14 protein-coding genes are annotated in these 15,417 nt (G+C 51.8%); 6 read left to right on the forward strand and 8 right to left on the reverse strand.

Annotated features, from left to right (window positions below; all coding sequences use genetic code 11):
* Position 1 precedes the first annotated feature (1 nt).
* From JKP77_RS12215 to JKP77_RS12225, 3 genes are read left to right on the forward strand one after another with little or no spacing between them, the layout of a single operon-like run.
* Positions 2-1,039, forward strand: a complete 1,038-nt coding sequence (locus tag JKP77_RS12215; protein WP_218311509.1) for a type 2 periplasmic-binding domain-containing protein — start codon at positions 2-4, stop codon at positions 1,037-1,039.
* Positions 1,036-2,556 (forward strand): ABC transporter permease, encoded by a 1,521-nt coding sequence (locus tag JKP77_RS12220; protein WP_218311510.1) that lies wholly within the window; start codon positions 1,036-1,038, stop codon positions 2,554-2,556. The genes JKP77_RS12215 and JKP77_RS12220 overlap by 4 nt, the downstream gene beginning before the upstream one ends.
* Entirely contained in the window at positions 2,556-3,593 is a 1,038-nt protein-coding gene (locus JKP77_RS12225) for an ABC transporter ATP-binding protein (RefSeq protein ID WP_218311511.1), read from the forward strand. Before JKP77_RS12220 ends, JKP77_RS12225 begins: the two co-directional genes overlap by 1 nt.
* A 145-nt stretch (positions 3,594-3,738) precedes the next feature.
* Here the strand turns inward: JKP77_RS12225 and JKP77_RS12230 are convergent, their stop codons facing one another.
* The 8 genes from JKP77_RS12230 to JKP77_RS12265 form a co-directional block, all read right to left on the reverse strand.
* The gene (locus JKP77_RS12230; protein WP_218311512.1) at positions 3,739-4,269 is read right to left on the reverse strand and encodes a DUF4287 domain-containing protein; all 531 of its coding nucleotides are present in this window, start codon (positions 4,267-4,269) and stop codon (positions 3,739-3,741) included.
* Between the two features lie 510 nt (positions 4,270-4,779).
* Complete coding sequence (locus tag JKP77_RS12235) at positions 4,780-5,952, reverse strand: heme biosynthesis HemY N-terminal domain-containing protein (protein ID WP_218311513.1); 1,173 nt, start codon at positions 5,950-5,952, stop codon at positions 4,780-4,782.
* Complete coding sequence (locus JKP77_RS12240; protein WP_246601190.1) at positions 5,949-7,136, reverse strand: uroporphyrinogen-III C-methyltransferase; 1,188 nt, start codon at positions 7,134-7,136, stop codon at positions 5,949-5,951. Before JKP77_RS12240 ends, JKP77_RS12235 begins: the two co-directional genes overlap by 4 nt.
* 3 nt (positions 7,137-7,139) lie before the next feature.
* Positions 7,140-7,856, reverse strand: coding sequence for a uroporphyrinogen-III synthase (locus tag JKP77_RS12245; RefSeq protein WP_218311514.1), 717 nt, complete (start codon positions 7,854-7,856; stop codon positions 7,140-7,142).
* A 6-nt stretch (positions 7,857-7,862) separates the two neighbouring features.
* Positions 7,863-8,798 carry a hydroxymethylbilane synthase gene (gene hemC, locus JKP77_RS12250; RefSeq protein WP_218311515.1) on the reverse strand — a complete coding sequence of 312 codons (936 nt, stop codon included), beginning with the start codon at positions 8,796-8,798 and terminating at the stop codon, positions 7,863-7,865.
* A 163-nt stretch (positions 8,799-8,961) separates the two neighbouring features.
* Positions 8,962-9,399 carry a MarR family winged helix-turn-helix transcriptional regulator gene (locus JKP77_RS12255; RefSeq protein ID WP_218311516.1) on the reverse strand — a complete coding sequence of 146 codons (438 nt, stop codon included), beginning with the start codon at positions 9,397-9,399 and terminating at the stop codon, positions 8,962-8,964.
* 177 nt (positions 9,400-9,576) lie between these two features.
* Positions 9,577-10,929, reverse strand: coding sequence for a serine hydrolase domain-containing protein (locus JKP77_RS12260; RefSeq protein WP_218311517.1), 1,353 nt, complete (start codon positions 10,927-10,929; stop codon positions 9,577-9,579).
* A gap of 214 nt (positions 10,930-11,143) precedes the next feature.
* Positions 11,144-11,815: an alpha/beta hydrolase gene (locus tag JKP77_RS12265; protein WP_218311518.1), complete on the reverse strand. Its 672-nt coding sequence runs from the start codon at positions 11,813-11,815 to the stop codon at positions 11,144-11,146.
* Between the two features lie 281 nt (positions 11,816-12,096).
* On the opposite strand from JKP77_RS12265, the gene gmk reads away from it, so the two are divergent.
* From gmk to spoT, 3 genes are all read left to right on the forward strand, one after another.
* Positions 12,097-12,741, forward strand: coding sequence for a guanylate kinase (gmk, locus tag JKP77_RS12270; RefSeq protein ID WP_218311519.1), 645 nt, complete (start codon positions 12,097-12,099; stop codon positions 12,739-12,741).
* A 128-nt stretch (positions 12,742-12,869) separates the two neighbouring features.
* Positions 12,870-13,142, forward strand: a complete 273-nt coding sequence (rpoZ, locus tag JKP77_RS12275; protein ID WP_218311520.1) for a DNA-directed RNA polymerase subunit omega — start codon at positions 12,870-12,872, stop codon at positions 13,140-13,142.
* A 151-nt stretch (positions 13,143-13,293) separates the two neighbouring features.
* Entirely contained in the window at positions 13,294-15,402 is a 2,109-nt protein-coding gene (spoT, locus tag JKP77_RS12280) for a bifunctional GTP diphosphokinase/guanosine-3',5'-bis pyrophosphate 3'-pyrophosphohydrolase (protein ID WP_218311521.1), read from the forward strand.
* The last annotated feature ends 15 nt before the right edge of the window (positions 15,403-15,417 follow it).

Consider the following 15,417-nt stretch of genomic DNA (forward strand, 5'->3'; position numbering starts at 1 on the left):
TATGCAACGAAGAACATTTTTACAGGGGCTAAGTGCTGCAGCAGTGTTGGGCAGTTTGCCGCTGACAAGTCGGATTGCTTTCGCCGCGGCGGCGAGCCCGGTATCAGTAGACTCGCTTCCCAAGCTGGAGGGCGACCTGACGTTGTACCTCGGGCGTGGCGAGGGTGGTCTGTACGAAAATGTTCTTGATGCAATCAGAAAGCGCAATCCCAAGCTGAATCTGCAAATCCGCCGGGGTGGTACGGCCGCTTTGGCCAATACCATAGTGGCGGAGTCCAAAGCAGGCGTACGTCGTGCTGATTTGTTCTGGGCGGTTGATACCGGTTCAGTCGGCATGGTGACCGATCAGGGCCTGGGGCAGGAACTGCCAAAGGATTTAACCGCGCAGCTCAAGCCAGGCTTCCAATACCCGCGCTGGTCTCCGGTTACTGGTCGCGTGCGCACGCTCCCATACAATACAGAACGTGTCAGTCCGGATCAGATCCCTGATGACATCATGGCTCTGGCCGACAGCAAGCATACGATTGGCTGGGCTCCGGCGTATGCCTCATTCCAGTCTTTTGTTACTGCTATGCGGATCCTCGAAGGCGAGAAAGCCACTGCCGACTGGCTGCGTGGTGTAAAACGTCATGCCAAGGAGTACGCCGGTGAGCTGGGCGTAGTAATGGGCGTAGAGCGTGGCGAAGTGGATATGGGCTTTGCCAACCACTACTACACGCTGCGTCTAAAATCCGGTAAACCGGACGCTAACGTAGATTTGGCGTATACCAACAATGATGCAGGTTGCCTGGTTAATGCTTCGGGCATTATTGCACTTAGTGAAGGTGATTTGCCGGTGAACTTCATTCGTTATCTGTTGACGCAGGAAGTGCAGTCTTATCTGGCATCAGAGGCTTACGAAATTCCGCTGGTGAATCAGGTAGCGCAACCGGCGGGATTGCCGTCGCTGGATAGCATCACTCCACCGGACATGGATCTTCGCAAACTTGCAGACCTGCGCCCTACCCTTAACCTGATGCGGAAAGTCGGCGTATTGTGAGGAAGTTTCCCGCGCCGTATCCGCTGGCGTTTATCATCGCGGTACTGGCTATATTGCCCGTAGGGGTACTGTTTTCTTTAGCTCAAGACAGTGCTCAGCTTTTTGATACGCACAATTTGCGGGTGCTGGGTAATACCATGGCGCTGATGGTGTTGACGATTGCCGGTGCGGTGATCATTGGTGTACCGCTGGCTCTGTTTACTGCTTACGTCCAACTTCCCTTCAAGCGGGTATGGCTGATTTTACTGGCCGCCCCTCTGGCTCTCCCCAGTTACATCGGCGCCTTTGCCATGTACTTTTCCTTTGGTCGCGGCGGTGAAATTGAAAATCTGCTTGGGATCCCTACCCCGCCCGTCGATGGACTGTGGGGCGCTGCGCTGGTGATGTCGTTGTACACTTATCCGTTTGTCATGATGACCACGCGGGCATCGCTGTTAAGTCTGGACGGTAGTCTGATTAACGCCGCACGTTTACTCGGCCAATCGTTGTGGGGAAGTCTTTGGCGCGTGGTGTTGCCGCGCGTGCTAAACAGTATTGCCGCGGGAGCCCTGCTTGCTGCCCTTTATGCGCTGTCAGATTTCGGTACGCCAGCCATCATGGGCCTGGATACCTTCACTCGCGTCATTTTTGTAGAGTACAACGCTTTTGGATTAAGCCAGGCTGCCATGTTGTCACTGCAACTGATGGTCATTGTGGCGCTGGTATTGTTTTTAGAATCCCGCATCGGTGGCGCAGGCGAGCGTCCGGGCAAGCATCTGATGTTGTGGCCGGAAAAATGGCAATACTCGCTGATGCTGCTGGCATCCATGCCGGTGGTGCTATTGTCAGTGGTGTTACCGCTGGCGATATTTCTGGTCTGGCTGGTACGTGAAGGGACCGGCGGCTTTGAGATGAGCTACGCGTGGAACTCGGCTTACGCGTCGCTGCTTGCCGCCGTCGTCGCCGTGATATGCGCTATTCCCGTGGCCCATGCCGCGCTGGCCGGGAAAGCCGGCCGGCTGATGGAGCGGATAACCTACTTTGGTTTTGGTGTTCCCGGTATCGTTATGGGCACAGCGCTGGTATATCTGGGCCTGCAACTGCCGTTTTTGTATCAAACGCTGGCTTTGCTGGTGGTGGCTTACGTGCTGCGTTTTATTCCGCTGGCGGTCGGCAGCGTCAGAACGACCGCTGAAAACCTTGATGCCAGTCTGGTAAAAGCGGCACGTGTTTTGGGCGCCAGCCCGCGCGAAGCCTTTGTGCGCATTACCCTGCCACTGACATTACGTGGTATGGTGGCAGGGGCCGCGCTGGTATTTCTTGAGGCGATGCGCGAGCTGCCCGCAACACTTATGTTAGGCCCCACCGGTTTTGAAACCCTGGCCACCTATTTGTGGCGGGTGTATGAGGCCGGCTACTTTGGTCGTGCTGCTGTGCCGGGCTTATTTTTAGTATTATTATCCGGGCTGGGTCTTATTCTGATGCTCTCAGGAGAGCGTAAGGCCGAATTCACAATTTCTGAGGATAGTCGTCGTTAATGCTGAAAGTCAGTGAATTATCTGTAAATTACGGTGCGACACGGGTCGTAGATAAACTGGATCTGGAATTAGGACACGATGAGATCCTGATGCTTGTCGGGCCGACCGGCTGCGGTAAAACCACCATTTTGCAGGCGTTGGCCGGGCTTATTCCTATTTCTGAAGGCCGTATCGAACTTGGCAAATGGACATCAACTCCGAAGAAGCTGGTGCCACCCGAGAAGCGTAACGTCGGCATGGTGTTTCAGGACTTTGCATTATTTCCCCATCTGACGGTAGAACAAAACGTGTGCTTTCGTTTAAAAGACACGTCACTGGCCGATCACTGGCTGAAACTACTGGGGATGGAAACCTTCAGAAACGCCAAGCCTTCACAGCTCTCCGGCGGTCAGAAGCAGCGTGTTGCTCTGGCGCGAACGCTGGCTCATGATCCTGCATTTGTGCTGCTGGACGAACCTTTGTCAAACCTTGATGCCGCCTTAAAGGACAGCCTGCGCTGGGAAATCCGCAGTGCGCTTAAAGCCGCTGGCGTGCCTGCCATCTGGGTAACTCACGATCAGGATGAAGCATTGTCAGTGGGCGATCGTGTGGGAATTTTGAATAAAGGCAAGCTTGAGCAGATTGATACCCCTGAAGCCTGTTACGCTGAGCCGTCGAGCCGCTTTGTTGCCCGCTTCCTCGGAGAAGCCAGCTTCCTGCCGGGCAATCTTGAGGGGACAAATGTGGTTACCGAAATCGGAAATGTACCCGGTACTTCGATTAACGGTGCCTGCGGGCAGGTTGATATTTTGGTTCGCCCGGATGATTTGTCGCTATCTGCTCAGGCAGACGATAACAACTGCGTAATTGACTGGGTACGTTACGAAGGCGAAAGCCGCCTGTACGCTGCCACGTTGAAAAACGGGGTGCAGCTGAAAATTCGGGAAAGCCATGAAAATGCGCTTGCGCCTGGCAGCCACGCTCATGTGGTTTTAACCACCACCCATCCGCTTGCTGCATTTTGTGCGGAACCAGTAGCGCCCTCGTCAGAAATATAAGCGTCACCGGATAAGCTGACTCGCTGGCATTCCCTGCATAGTGGGTAGAGATGTCAGGGATTTTGGCGAGGGGGATAGCCATCCCCTGCTTCCCTTTGGGCATCAACATAGCCTGCTTTATTTTGTGTGGTACTGTCTTAGAGAGTCAGCCTGCTTCCGCGTAAGCATCGCGGATCAACGATTTCACTTCTTCATTTACCTGCTCTGCAGAAGTCAGCTCGAGCCTGTGTGTGCACATGGTGCCGAAGGGCCCTGAATCCAGCAGTATGCCCTCTGGGGTCCGGCTATCGAACTTCAGTCCTACATCCATACGGGTTTTGGTAGCGGGTTTGATAAGCGCAAACTGGCGTTTTCGCTTTATACTTACTGCGGCTTTTTTCGGGATCACTTCGACATCGCTGCCTAAGGTTTGGCAGTAAGACACCAGCACGTCATAAACCGGTTTTAAGTCAGGTTTTTTCGCATACTGAGCGGCAATCAGATCTTCTGAATCAGAAGAGGCGGCATCGGCCTCGCGGTATTTCAGGCTGATAAAGTTGGCGTACCCATGGGTCAGGCCATGCTCTTGCTTAAGCCAGGCCACAATCTGACCATGCTTTTCCAGATTGGTCGATGACAACAGCTTTTTCCATCCGGCAAGGGTTTTACCGGTTTTCTCTTCAAGATTCGCTTCCATAAGATGGCCCGTGCTAGTTCAGATTAAAATGTGCAGTGAGCTTTGATTTAATGATTCTAGGCCGTAATACCAGGTGTGGCAAAATGTCCTTACGTGAATAGATTTTTGATGTGTGCCAGGGCGATAGCGTGGAGCGCAGCGACAATATTGAAAAACAATACGGCGTTGGCAATACAATGCCAGCGGTTTATCTGATTTTATTGAATAGCGCCTGACCTGTGCAAAGAGGTTGAAGATACGGGGCTGGAGTAAACCAGGCCGGTTGTGCATGGGGTTTGCTAAAGCTATGTTGTGCCGCGCCGCTCGCCATTCATGTCGTTGCCATACTCTGTTCACCGAACCTTGCTTAACATGCGCGAAGATTGCACTACATTCACAAAGCCGGGGTCAACCGGCACTGGCTACGCAATAAACCAGCGCCAGGTTTACCGGCAATAGAAACAACAGGTTGTGTGGTAACAAACATTGACCAAAGACAGAGTGAGTAGCCCACTCACTCTGCATTACAGGTTATTGCAAGTCCATGCCCTGCTTATAAAACATCAGCGCCTGAGCACTGTCCTGACGACGCTCACTTAATTCTGAGAGCAGCATCAGGTCGGTCTTGTCCTCAGAAAGCTTCACGGACTTCAGTAACGCTTTTTCTGCAAGCACGTCATCACCGGCATGAAATGCCACATGCCCTAGCGTGGAATACAGGGCGGCGTTCTTTTCATCGCGCTTGATCCAGCCTTCCAGCGCTTTTATCAGCGGTGTCGGATTCGCCAGGTTCAATTGCTTCATCAGCGGAATAAACAGGGGTTCGACTTCGCGTTTTTGCCAGTCGAGCAAACGTTGCTGTGCATCGCTGTGCATTCCCTGGTCAATCAGTTGTTGAATGTAGGCTGCCTGATACGCGGTATCGTGGCGCAGTTTGCGCGGCAGGGTTTCCCAGTGCTGTTTAAGCGCGTTCGCACCTTGTTTGCTGGCAATTTCGGCAAATTTGCCTTTGGCGATGCGTTGTGACCAGCGTACATAATCTTCTTTATCGAGCAGCTTTTTCCAGTTGCCGAGATTGTTCTGAAGCTCTTGCCAGTGACCCTGACGGGCAAGGCATTCTGCTTTTAACTTCACAACCTGCCGGTGTTCTGCCGCTTTTTCGTCTACGCTGTTTAACCGTTTAAGCGCGTCCTGATAGTTGCCTTCTTCCATATCCAGACGAGACTGCACGATAATCGCGGCGATACGGGAATTAGGATAATCTTCAGCCTGCTCCAGCAGATAACGAACGCGGTCTTTTTCATCAAGCGCACGCGCCACCTGTGCGGCAGCAAGGTAATTCACGCCGTCAAAGTCACCTTCGGTGGTTTGTTTGAATGCTTTTTTTGCTTCTGCCAGCTCACCTTCTACCAGCGCCTGCAGGCCGCGATAAAAAGCTTTTCTGCGACGGCGTTCCCCCAGGCTGCCAAACCAGCGGTGTGAGCCTTTAAACAGGCTCATCACCCAGAAGAACAGCTTTTTGATGATCCACCAACCAACAAAAGCGACTATGACAGAAATCACCAGACTGATTACCGTCATCTCAATGGCAGTATCACCAATAGCAATCAGTACGTAACCTTTCTCGCCAATCAGCATTGGCGCTATAACCAGTGCCGCTACCAAAGTGGCAACGGCCGCCAGGGCAATGAATAGCCATCTCATAAGGCACTGGCTCCTTGCCCGAAGACCTGTTTAACGCGCTGTTCAAGCAGGCTTTCCAATGGCTTTTGTGAGGCAAGCTCAGTCGGAATGTCACGGCTGATATCAGTATCAACCAGGTTTTGAAGGGCGTTAATGAAGCCTGCCACCTGAGAGGTTTCAATATCAAACTTCTCTATCAATATTGTCTGGGCATTTTGTAACGACTGGCTATACAGTGCCTGATTAGCATTAAGAGCGGCAGACTGTGCGTTCATTAACTGAAACCGCAGCTGTTCTTTTACCAGCCAGCGGGCCTGCTGGTCCATGACCGGTTCGATAGGACCGTTGAGATCTTTCACGCTGATAAAGTCATCCACCAGTGAGCGCCACACGGCTTTCAGGTTGTCCAGCCAGTCAGCGGTCGACTCGGAAACGTCGTTGCTGGTGGTGTCACCCGCCATGGCAGGCTTTTCGAATGTGTCTAACGGCAGGCCTTTTACCTGATTCAGCATACCGGAAAGCGCCAGTGCCACAGAGGTATGGGAAACCGGGTTCAGCTGCTGCAACATCTGGATATCTTCAGCCAGTTTGGCACGCACTGGCAGTACTGAGGGATCTGAAAGTGATTTCAGTCGTTTATCCGCATTTACCAGCAACATAATGGCAGTGCGGATATCCTGCTCAAGCCACAACTTACGGCCCGCCATACGCACCAGGTAATCCGCTTCAGCAATCAGCCAGTCTGCAGGACGTCGCCCTTCCAGATTTTCCAGTTGCTGTTGCACCGATTCTGATTGTTGAACCAGTTGCTCGTTGGTAGACAGCAGGTTATTGATTTTCTGGTCCTGATCGCTGCGCTCGCGTTTCAGCGAGGCAATCTCGCCTTTAAGTTCACGTAATTCGCCAGATAAAGAGGACACTTCCTGCTGCTGAGTGCGCTGGGCATCTACCAGGCTTTGGGTGTTATCCGTGCGCTGGGTCCAGTACCAATAGGCGCCAGCAAAAAGTGCGATAACAGCAAGCAGAAGCACGATGACAAAAAACCAGAGCGCGCCGGTTTTTGCGCCGGATTTCACGGGTGTACTGCCGGATTTCTCGGTGTGCGTTTCTGATGTCACGGCAGGCTCTGGCTCAGGCATATTGTCCTGCGTGTCTGCCGGAGGCAACGCCTCATTTGGTGTGTCCTTATCTTCGTTGCTGCTCATTTTTTACTCCCAAAAATCCTTCACCCACTGTATCAACGCGCTGTCACTGGCACCAGTGCAGACTGACACGTTCGTGGCTCCCCAGCGTTTTATTGCATCCGCCACGCGATCACTCACGGTTAACCATGGCAATGCTGATACCTGTGGCTGCGGTGACAACGCCCAAAGCTGCTGCGCCATGGTTTCGCTGGTGGCAATGATGCCTTTTACGTGTTGCCACTCCCAATGGTTCGTTTGTGCAGGTACCGGAAGCGGAACGCGGCGATAAACGCAGTATGCGGTTACTGCGATCCCCCGGCGGGACAATTCATCTGCAATCGCGGTCCGACCACCTTCTCCCTTAATCATAATCACTTGGCGGCAATTTTCACGACTTAATTCATCAAGACGTAAAATACCTTCTGAGGTAAAGGTGTCAGGCACCACTACATTGTCACTGAATTGCGCGAGGCCAGAGCATGTGCTGCTGCCTACCGCGATGAATTGTAGTTGCGCAGTGAGCTTGGCCGGAATGCCGGTCAGTGCATCAACGGCAAAAGGGCTGGTGACGATATACCGGTCAGCCTTGCGACCCTGTTGCAGATGGTCGGTTAGCGCACGGATTGCCGCCTGTTCCATCGCAATGTCGCTGGTTGCCAATACCGTGACATTAAGTCCGGCAGCGCTGAACGCTGCTTTCGTACTCTCCAGTTTAGGCCTGGGCCGCGTGATCAGATACATAACAGGTTAATCGTAAAGTGCCTTTAGAATTTCGCCTGCCCCTTGCGCTAATAATGCCTCGGCGACTTCGGTGCCCAGCTCAGCGGCGCGCTGACGATCGCCGGTAGCAGAGGCGTACAGTAACGTTGAGCCGTCCGGTTGCCCCACCATGCCGGTAATTGTCAGCTCGTTGTCATCGAGCGTCGCAAAGCTGCCGATAGGTACCTGGCACCCGCCTTCCAGACGCGTATTCATCGCCCGTTCTGCGGTGACCCGGGTATGGGTATCCTCGTGATCCAGTGCCTGCAGCAATTCAATCAACTCGGCGTCGTCGTTGCGACACTCAATGCCTACTGCGCCCTGCCCCACAGCAGGTAAGGATACGTCAGCATCAAGCTGTGCGCGGATGCGATCGGCCATATCCAGTCTAATCAGACCGGCAGCCGCCAGGATAATCGCGTCGTAATCGCCATTATCCAGCTTCGCTAAACGCGTATTGACGTTGCCGCGCAAATCGCGGATTTGCAGGTCTGGACGGTATTTGCGGATCTGGCACTGGCGGCGCAGGCTGGAGGTTCCAACCACAGCGCCCTGCGGCAGCGCCTCAATGTTTTCATAGGTGTTTGACACAAACGCATCAAACGGATTTTCGCGCACGCAAATTGCGTGAAGTCCGAATTCCTCGGGAAATTCCACCGGCACGTCTTTCATAGAATGAACGGCGATATCCGCCCTGCCTTCCAGCATGGCAATTTCCAACTCTTTTATGAACAGCCCTTTGCCGCCGATTTTCGCCAGTGGCGTATCTAAGATCTTGTCGCCCTGAGTACTCATCGGAAGGAGCTCTACAGACAAGTGGGGATGATGCTTAAGCAACTCGGCTTTTACATACTCAGCCTGCCACATGGCTAAAGCACTTTTGCGGGTAGCGATGCGGATCGTGCGTGGGGTCGTTGCGGTCATAACTGTCCTGCATAATGGATTGGTGGTCTATCGCGCCATTCTAACGAAATCAGACGGTTGGCGCACCGATATCGTATTGAACTGCATCAACGAAACCGATAATCGTGCTCCGGCGATTACCAAGACAAGTGGCAGGGGTATCTCTTTGTGCGTGATCCTGTGATCACACGGGCTCTTTTATCGAAACCTGACCGAGTTTGAAAAGCATGCGCTTTAAGGTGGCTTTTTCCTGCTCTGAAAAGTCAGACAACAGTGTACGTGCAAGTTCGAAACGGTGCGCAGTGACGTCGTCAATCAACAACTTCCCCTTAGCTGTCAGCGCAACAGGTTTAGAACGCTGGTCGTTATCAGCGTGGACACGCTTTACCAGCTTTTTGTCTATTAGCCGGTTAATACAGGTTGTCAGCGCACCTGAGGTAATTCGCACTTCCTCAAGCAGCAGTCCGGGCGTAGCAATGTGTGGCACTTCCTGACGTCTTGCGCAGGCCAGTACATCGTGTTCCGATTGTCCCAAACCAAATTGTTTAAGGGCCGCTACGCCGATAGCATCAAAATTGGACGCCACACCGATCAGGCCCCCCAGCAACGTGGCATCGGCCACGGGGAGATCCGGGTGAATGTCTGACCATTGTTTTTCTGCCCGGGCCAGTAAGTGAGGAACCTGATTAAGCTTGTTGATAGCGTATTCCGTTTTTTTGCAGTGTCTGTTTTGTGAGTATAAGCAATCCTTTGCTGTGGCGATATCCCCGGACTACGGACGATGGTACCTCTCCCACAATTATCGCTTTTTCCCCTCAAGCACATTGCCGTTTATCGCTATACGCATTGTATTGTCGGTAAAGGTAATCTGGATCTCCTCCGTGTAGGTGAGTCCCAGTATGCCGCTGTCTTTTTGTGCCAGAAGTTCATCGTTCATAAATAGCTTGCCTTCAAACGCCTGCAGCGTAATGACCGGATCGTCCATGCCCAGATGCACACGAACGGCTTCGGCATCAAAGTCATAGTCTCCTGTCTGATTTGTATAATCCTGCGGACGGGCCAGCGCTTTGCTGTCTGGTGGCGTTACCGTCTGACCCAGAGACAGCATGTAAAGATCGCCCAGCATCTTAAGCACAGGGGTATTTCCCCAATTAGATGTAATGGCAATAAAGCGCGCAGAGTCAGCAGACTGAATCATGACGCTTTTCGTACCATAGCCACTGCCGGCGGCGAAATACAGCGTGTCGTCACCGGCTTGTTTGATACTCCAGGCATAGCCTTCATGATCATTATTTCCGGATTGCACGTGAGGTGTGAAAAGTAACGCGGTAAACGCTTCAGGAAGCAGTTTATTGGTTTTCAGGGCGGTTACGTAGCGATGTAAATCAGACGGCGTTGAATAAAGCCCGCCACCGGCGTTGTCGCCCCAGTGCTTGCTGCGCTGCGCCGACTCGATGCCGTGTCGGGTGAACCGATAGGGTTCCGCCTGATTCATCACGATGTTCCGCGACTGATACACGCCGGTATTCCTAAGGCCTAAAGGCGCAATGATGCGCGAGGTAATGACATTGGCATAGGTGTCCTGCGTGACATTCTCAATGATTGCGCCCAGCAGCGTGATACCGGCATTGGAATATTCGTATTTCTCACCCGGGCTGAAAAGCAAAGGCAAGCTATTAATATAACGGGTGATTTGCTGTTTGAACGTAAGCGCTTCGTGTGCCTGTACGCCCGACTCACGTGGCAGGCCGGAAGTGTGGGACAGCAAATGGTGCACGGTGATCTCGTCTTTCCAGCTTGCGGTCAGCGACGGGAGATATCGCCCCACAGTGGCTTTTAAATCAATAGCCCCTTCTTCGGCCAGCATCAGCAAGACGGTAGCAGTAAAGGTTTTAGATATGGAGTTGACGGAATTTCGGGTTTCAACCGTGTTGGGAATTTGGAAACTGCGATTGGCAAGACCGTAGCTTTTCTCAAAGCCTGCACCATTGCTATCAACCACTTTCACCGTGCCGCTAAAACCATGGATATCATGATAAGCCTGAATCAGGTTATCGTATTGCGTGGCTGAGCTGTTGTCTGCCGCAAAGCCGTAAAAGCAAACGCCGCAGATTAGCAGCGTAAATAGCCGTGTTACTGAGAAATATCTCATACCGTATTCCTGTGTTAACAATCGCTTTATGTGTTTATCTTTATGTAAAGATAAATGCTTGTAGAGGTAAATGGAATAGGGGATTTGCAATAAAATATTTCAGTGTGTAGGAAGCTGCTGGCGTTTTAGAAGTGATGGCGCGGGTGAAGTATTTTGCGAAGTATACAAGGGAAAAAGGTGCCGTAAGAGAGAGCGCTCACGGCGGGAGAAGCTGTCAGGCAAGAGTGCGCTGGATAAATGCACTGATATCGTCTAGCTCTTTCATACAAACATTGTGCTGCATGGTGTAAGTCGTCCAGGTGACATTAAAGCCATTTTCTTTAAGTACTTTGTACGCGGCATTGCCTAAAAACATCGGCACTACTTCGTCCTGCTCGCCGTGAGCCATCATGATCGGAGTTTCACGATTGGTGTCGACGGCTTCTGACGCGAGGCTGTCAGGCTCACACATGTAGGTAGACAACGCCATCACGCCTGCCAGTTTCTTCTGGTAGCGGGCCGCGAGGTGAAGAGCGATAACCCCGCCCTGAGAAAAGCCGGCAAGAATAATACGTTCAGCCGGAATGCCTTTGGCAATCTGGGATTCTATGAGCTGTTCAACCTGCTTGGCAGAGACTAAAACCCCTTCTAAATCGGCGCGACTGTTAAAATCCAGCGACTTAATATCGTACCAGGCGCGCATACGCATGCCGCCATTTATTGTTACAGGGCGTTCCGGTGCATGGGGGAACAAAAAGCGTATCGCAAGCGCTTCAGGCAGCTTAAGCTCGGGCACGATGGGTGCGAAACCATGGCCTGAGTCGCCCAATCCATGCATCCAGATGATGCAGGCTTTTGCCTCCTGTGACGGGTTAATTTCAACACAGGGTATTAAACTCTCACTCATTGTTTTATCCTATAGTACGTGCGGTATGCGCGACATCGGTGAATATCATACTGTTTCGCTATCTGGTCTGTCGAAACCGTTTTTCCGTAACAGGGTTGAGGCTGCGACAAAATCGTATGTCACAGGCACTCGGGTAACCCGGTAGCAATGCAAACCGGTAACGGCAGTACATGTAGTATTCACAGCGCAACGTTATTGTTGTTTTTTTACGGGATCGCAAGTCGATATGCTACCATTGTGCGCTTAAATCACCACGTTAAGATAAAAAATTAAAAATTTTTATGGCTTCATTACTCGGTAACCTGTTTATTCTCGCCGCGCCATCAGGCGCTGGAAAATCAAGCTTAATCAAAGCATTGCTGGAAAAGCACGGTGATAACGCAACCTACCCCATGCAGGTATCGGTATCGCACACTACCCGCCAGCCCCGTCCGGGCGAAATTGATGGTGAGCATTACCATTTTGTCAGCCGGGATCAATTTGAAAGTCTTATCGAGCAAGGCGTGTTTTTCGAGTGGGCGGAAGTCTTTGGCAATTACTATGGCACATCACGGGTGACCATTGAGCAAACGCTTCACCGTGGTATAGATGTCTTTCTGGACATTGACTGGCAGGGTGCCCGGCAGGTGAAGAAGCTGCTGCCGGATGCCCGCGGGATTTTTATTCTGCCGCCGTCGGTAGAAGTACTGCGGGAGCGACTCACCCGCCGTGGTCAGGATTCTGAAGAGGTTATCGCATCAAGAATGACAGAAGCCGTGTCGGAAATGTCGCACTATGCCGAGTTTGACTACCTGCTGATCAATGACGATTTCACCACTGCTTTGCATGAGCTGGAGGCCATCGTCTGCGCCCAGAGGCAGCAGGCGTCAAAGCAGCAAATTCGTCATGCGGCACTGCTTGCGCAACTGACCAGCACTGATACGTAAATCTGGTGGCAGGATCGCAGATCCCGCTGGCGCTAATTTGCACAAAACACTAGGATCGCGGCATTGCGTGGTATATACTACGCGGCCGTTTTTTGAAATACTCGCTCAACCTATTTTCGGAGATAGTAATGGCTCGCGTAACCGTAGAAGATGCCGTAGACAAGATTGGTAACCGCTTTGACCTGGTGCTGGTTGCAGCACGTCGTGCACGTCAAATTGCCACTGAAGGTAAAGATCCGTTGGTTGATGTTGCTAACGATAAGCCCACTGTTACTGCGCTTCGTGAAATCGAAGAAGGCCTGGTAACCGCCAGCACGCTGGAACAGGAAGAAATCCGTGACCAGGAACAACAGGACAGCGCAGAATTTGCCTCAGTAGCGAATATCCTTTCTGAGCAGTAATTACACACATTAACGTGTAAGCCAGTTCTGACAGCGCCAGTGTACTTGTTTTGCAGGTACACTGGCGTTTTACCATTGGCTTTCCCTCTAATTCTACGTATTCTGTAAGTTCATTATTTTTAACGACGTTTAGTGGACATCATCACCTGCTGTGTATCTGTTTGAAGGGTTAAAACAAAAAGTTGCCGATTATCTTCCTGAAGACCGGGTAAAACTGGTTCAGGATGCGTTTGTGCTGGCGCATGAAGCGCACGATGGTCAAATGCGTTCCAGCGGCGACCCCTATATCACGCACCCTGTTGCGGTGGCGGGGATCCTTGCGGACATGCATCTGGATCATGAAACCCTGATGGCAGCTCTGCTTCATGATGTCATTGAAGATACACACTACAGTCAGGAAGACCTCGCAGCGTCTTTCGGTGACACCGTGGCTGAACTGGTCGAAGGTGTCAGCAAGCTGGATAAAATCGCCTTCAACAGCAAGCAGGAAGCACAGGCAGAAAACTTCCGCAAAATGATGATGGCGATGGTGCAGGATATTCGCGTTATCCTGATAAAACTGGCCGACCGTACGCACAACATGCGTACCCTCGGTGCGCTGCGTCCTGACAAGCGCCGCCGGATAGCATTAGAGACGCTGGAAATTTATGCCCCTATCGCGCACCGCCTCGGTATTCATGATATTAAGAATGAGCTTGAAGACTTAGGTTTTCAGGCCATGTACCCCATGCGTCACCGCGCGCTGAAGTCTGCGGTGAAACAGGCGCGGGGCAACCGCAAAGAAATTATCGAGAACATTCGCGAAGAGCTGGAAACGCGGATTACAGAATACAGAATTGAGGCCAGTGTTCAGGGTCGGGAAAAGCATCTGTATTCTATTTACCGCAAAATGAAAAACAAAGAGCTGATGTTCAATGAAGTCATGGACATCTATGCATTTCGTATTGTGGTAGACACGGTAGACAACTGTTATCGCTCACTCGGTGCGATGCACAGCCTGTACAAGCCAATAGAAACGCGCTTTAAAGATTACATAGCCATTCCGCGTACCAACGGCTATCAGTCACTGCATACCTCGCTGATTGGCCCTCACGGTATTCCGGTTGAGGTTCAGATTCGTACCCAGGCGATGGATCAGATGGCCGATAAAGGGGTGGCCGCACACTGGCTCTACAAGGAGCCGGGCGACAGCGATACCACCGCGCAGCTGCGCGCACGCAAGTGGATGCAGTCGTTGCTGGAATTACAGCAGTCAGCCAGTTCGTCCTTCGAATTTATTGAGTCGGTGAAAACCGATCTGTTTCCTGACGAGATCTACGTATTTACGCCGGATGGCCGCATTATTGAGCTGCCGATGGGCGCGACTGCGGTTGATTTTGCTTATGCGGTGCATTCCGATATCGGTAACACCTGCGTCGGTGTCCGCGTCGAGCGGCGTAACTACAGCCTGAGCAAGCCGCTGGAAAACGGTCAGACCATTGAAATTATTACTTCGCCCAAGGCAAAGCCAAATGCTAACTGGCTTAACTTTGTGGTGAGCGCCCGTGCCCGAACCCGCATTCGTCAGTACCTGCGTAAGCAACATTCTGAAGAAGCGGTGAACATGGGCAACCGTCTTCTTAGACACGCCTTGGGCACGGTGAAACTGGATGATATCGCACAGGAAGATATCGACAGGGTGGTGATGGAAACCAAACATACCGACTTCGATTCGCTGCTGGTAGATATAGGACTGGGTAATGAGTTAAGCGCCATTGTCGCCCGTCGTCTGCTTGGCGAAAGCACTGACCTGCCGGATAAGAAAGGCCATGTGGCCATTCGCGGCACCGAAGGCTTGTTGGTGCACTATGCAAAATGTTGTCACCCTATTCCGGATGATGAGATTGTCGCGGTACTAAGCCCCGGACGTGGGATGACAATTCACCAGACCGGTTGTACCAATATCAGAAAGCTGTCTCGTGAAGAGCCGCAGCGTGTGCTACCGATGAAATGGGACGACGAACCGCAGGGCGAGTTCAAAGCATCTCTGCGCATTGAGTTGTATAATCATCAGGGTACGCTGGCTACGTTAACGAATACCATTTCAGGCTGTGATTCCAATATTATCGGCCTGCAAACCGAAGAAAAAGAAAGCAACATCTACTTTATCGACATTGAACTGACAACACATAATCGGGTACATCTTGCGAATATTATGCGCAAGATAAGAACGATGCCTGAAGTACAACGCGTATCCCGTCACAGTCAGTCCAGACACTAATTACAGTTAAAAACA

Source organism: Alteromonas antoniana (genome assembly GCF_019249295.1).
Taxonomy (GTDB): Bacteria; Pseudomonadota; Gammaproteobacteria; order Enterobacterales; family Alteromonadaceae; genus Alteromonas; species Alteromonas antoniana.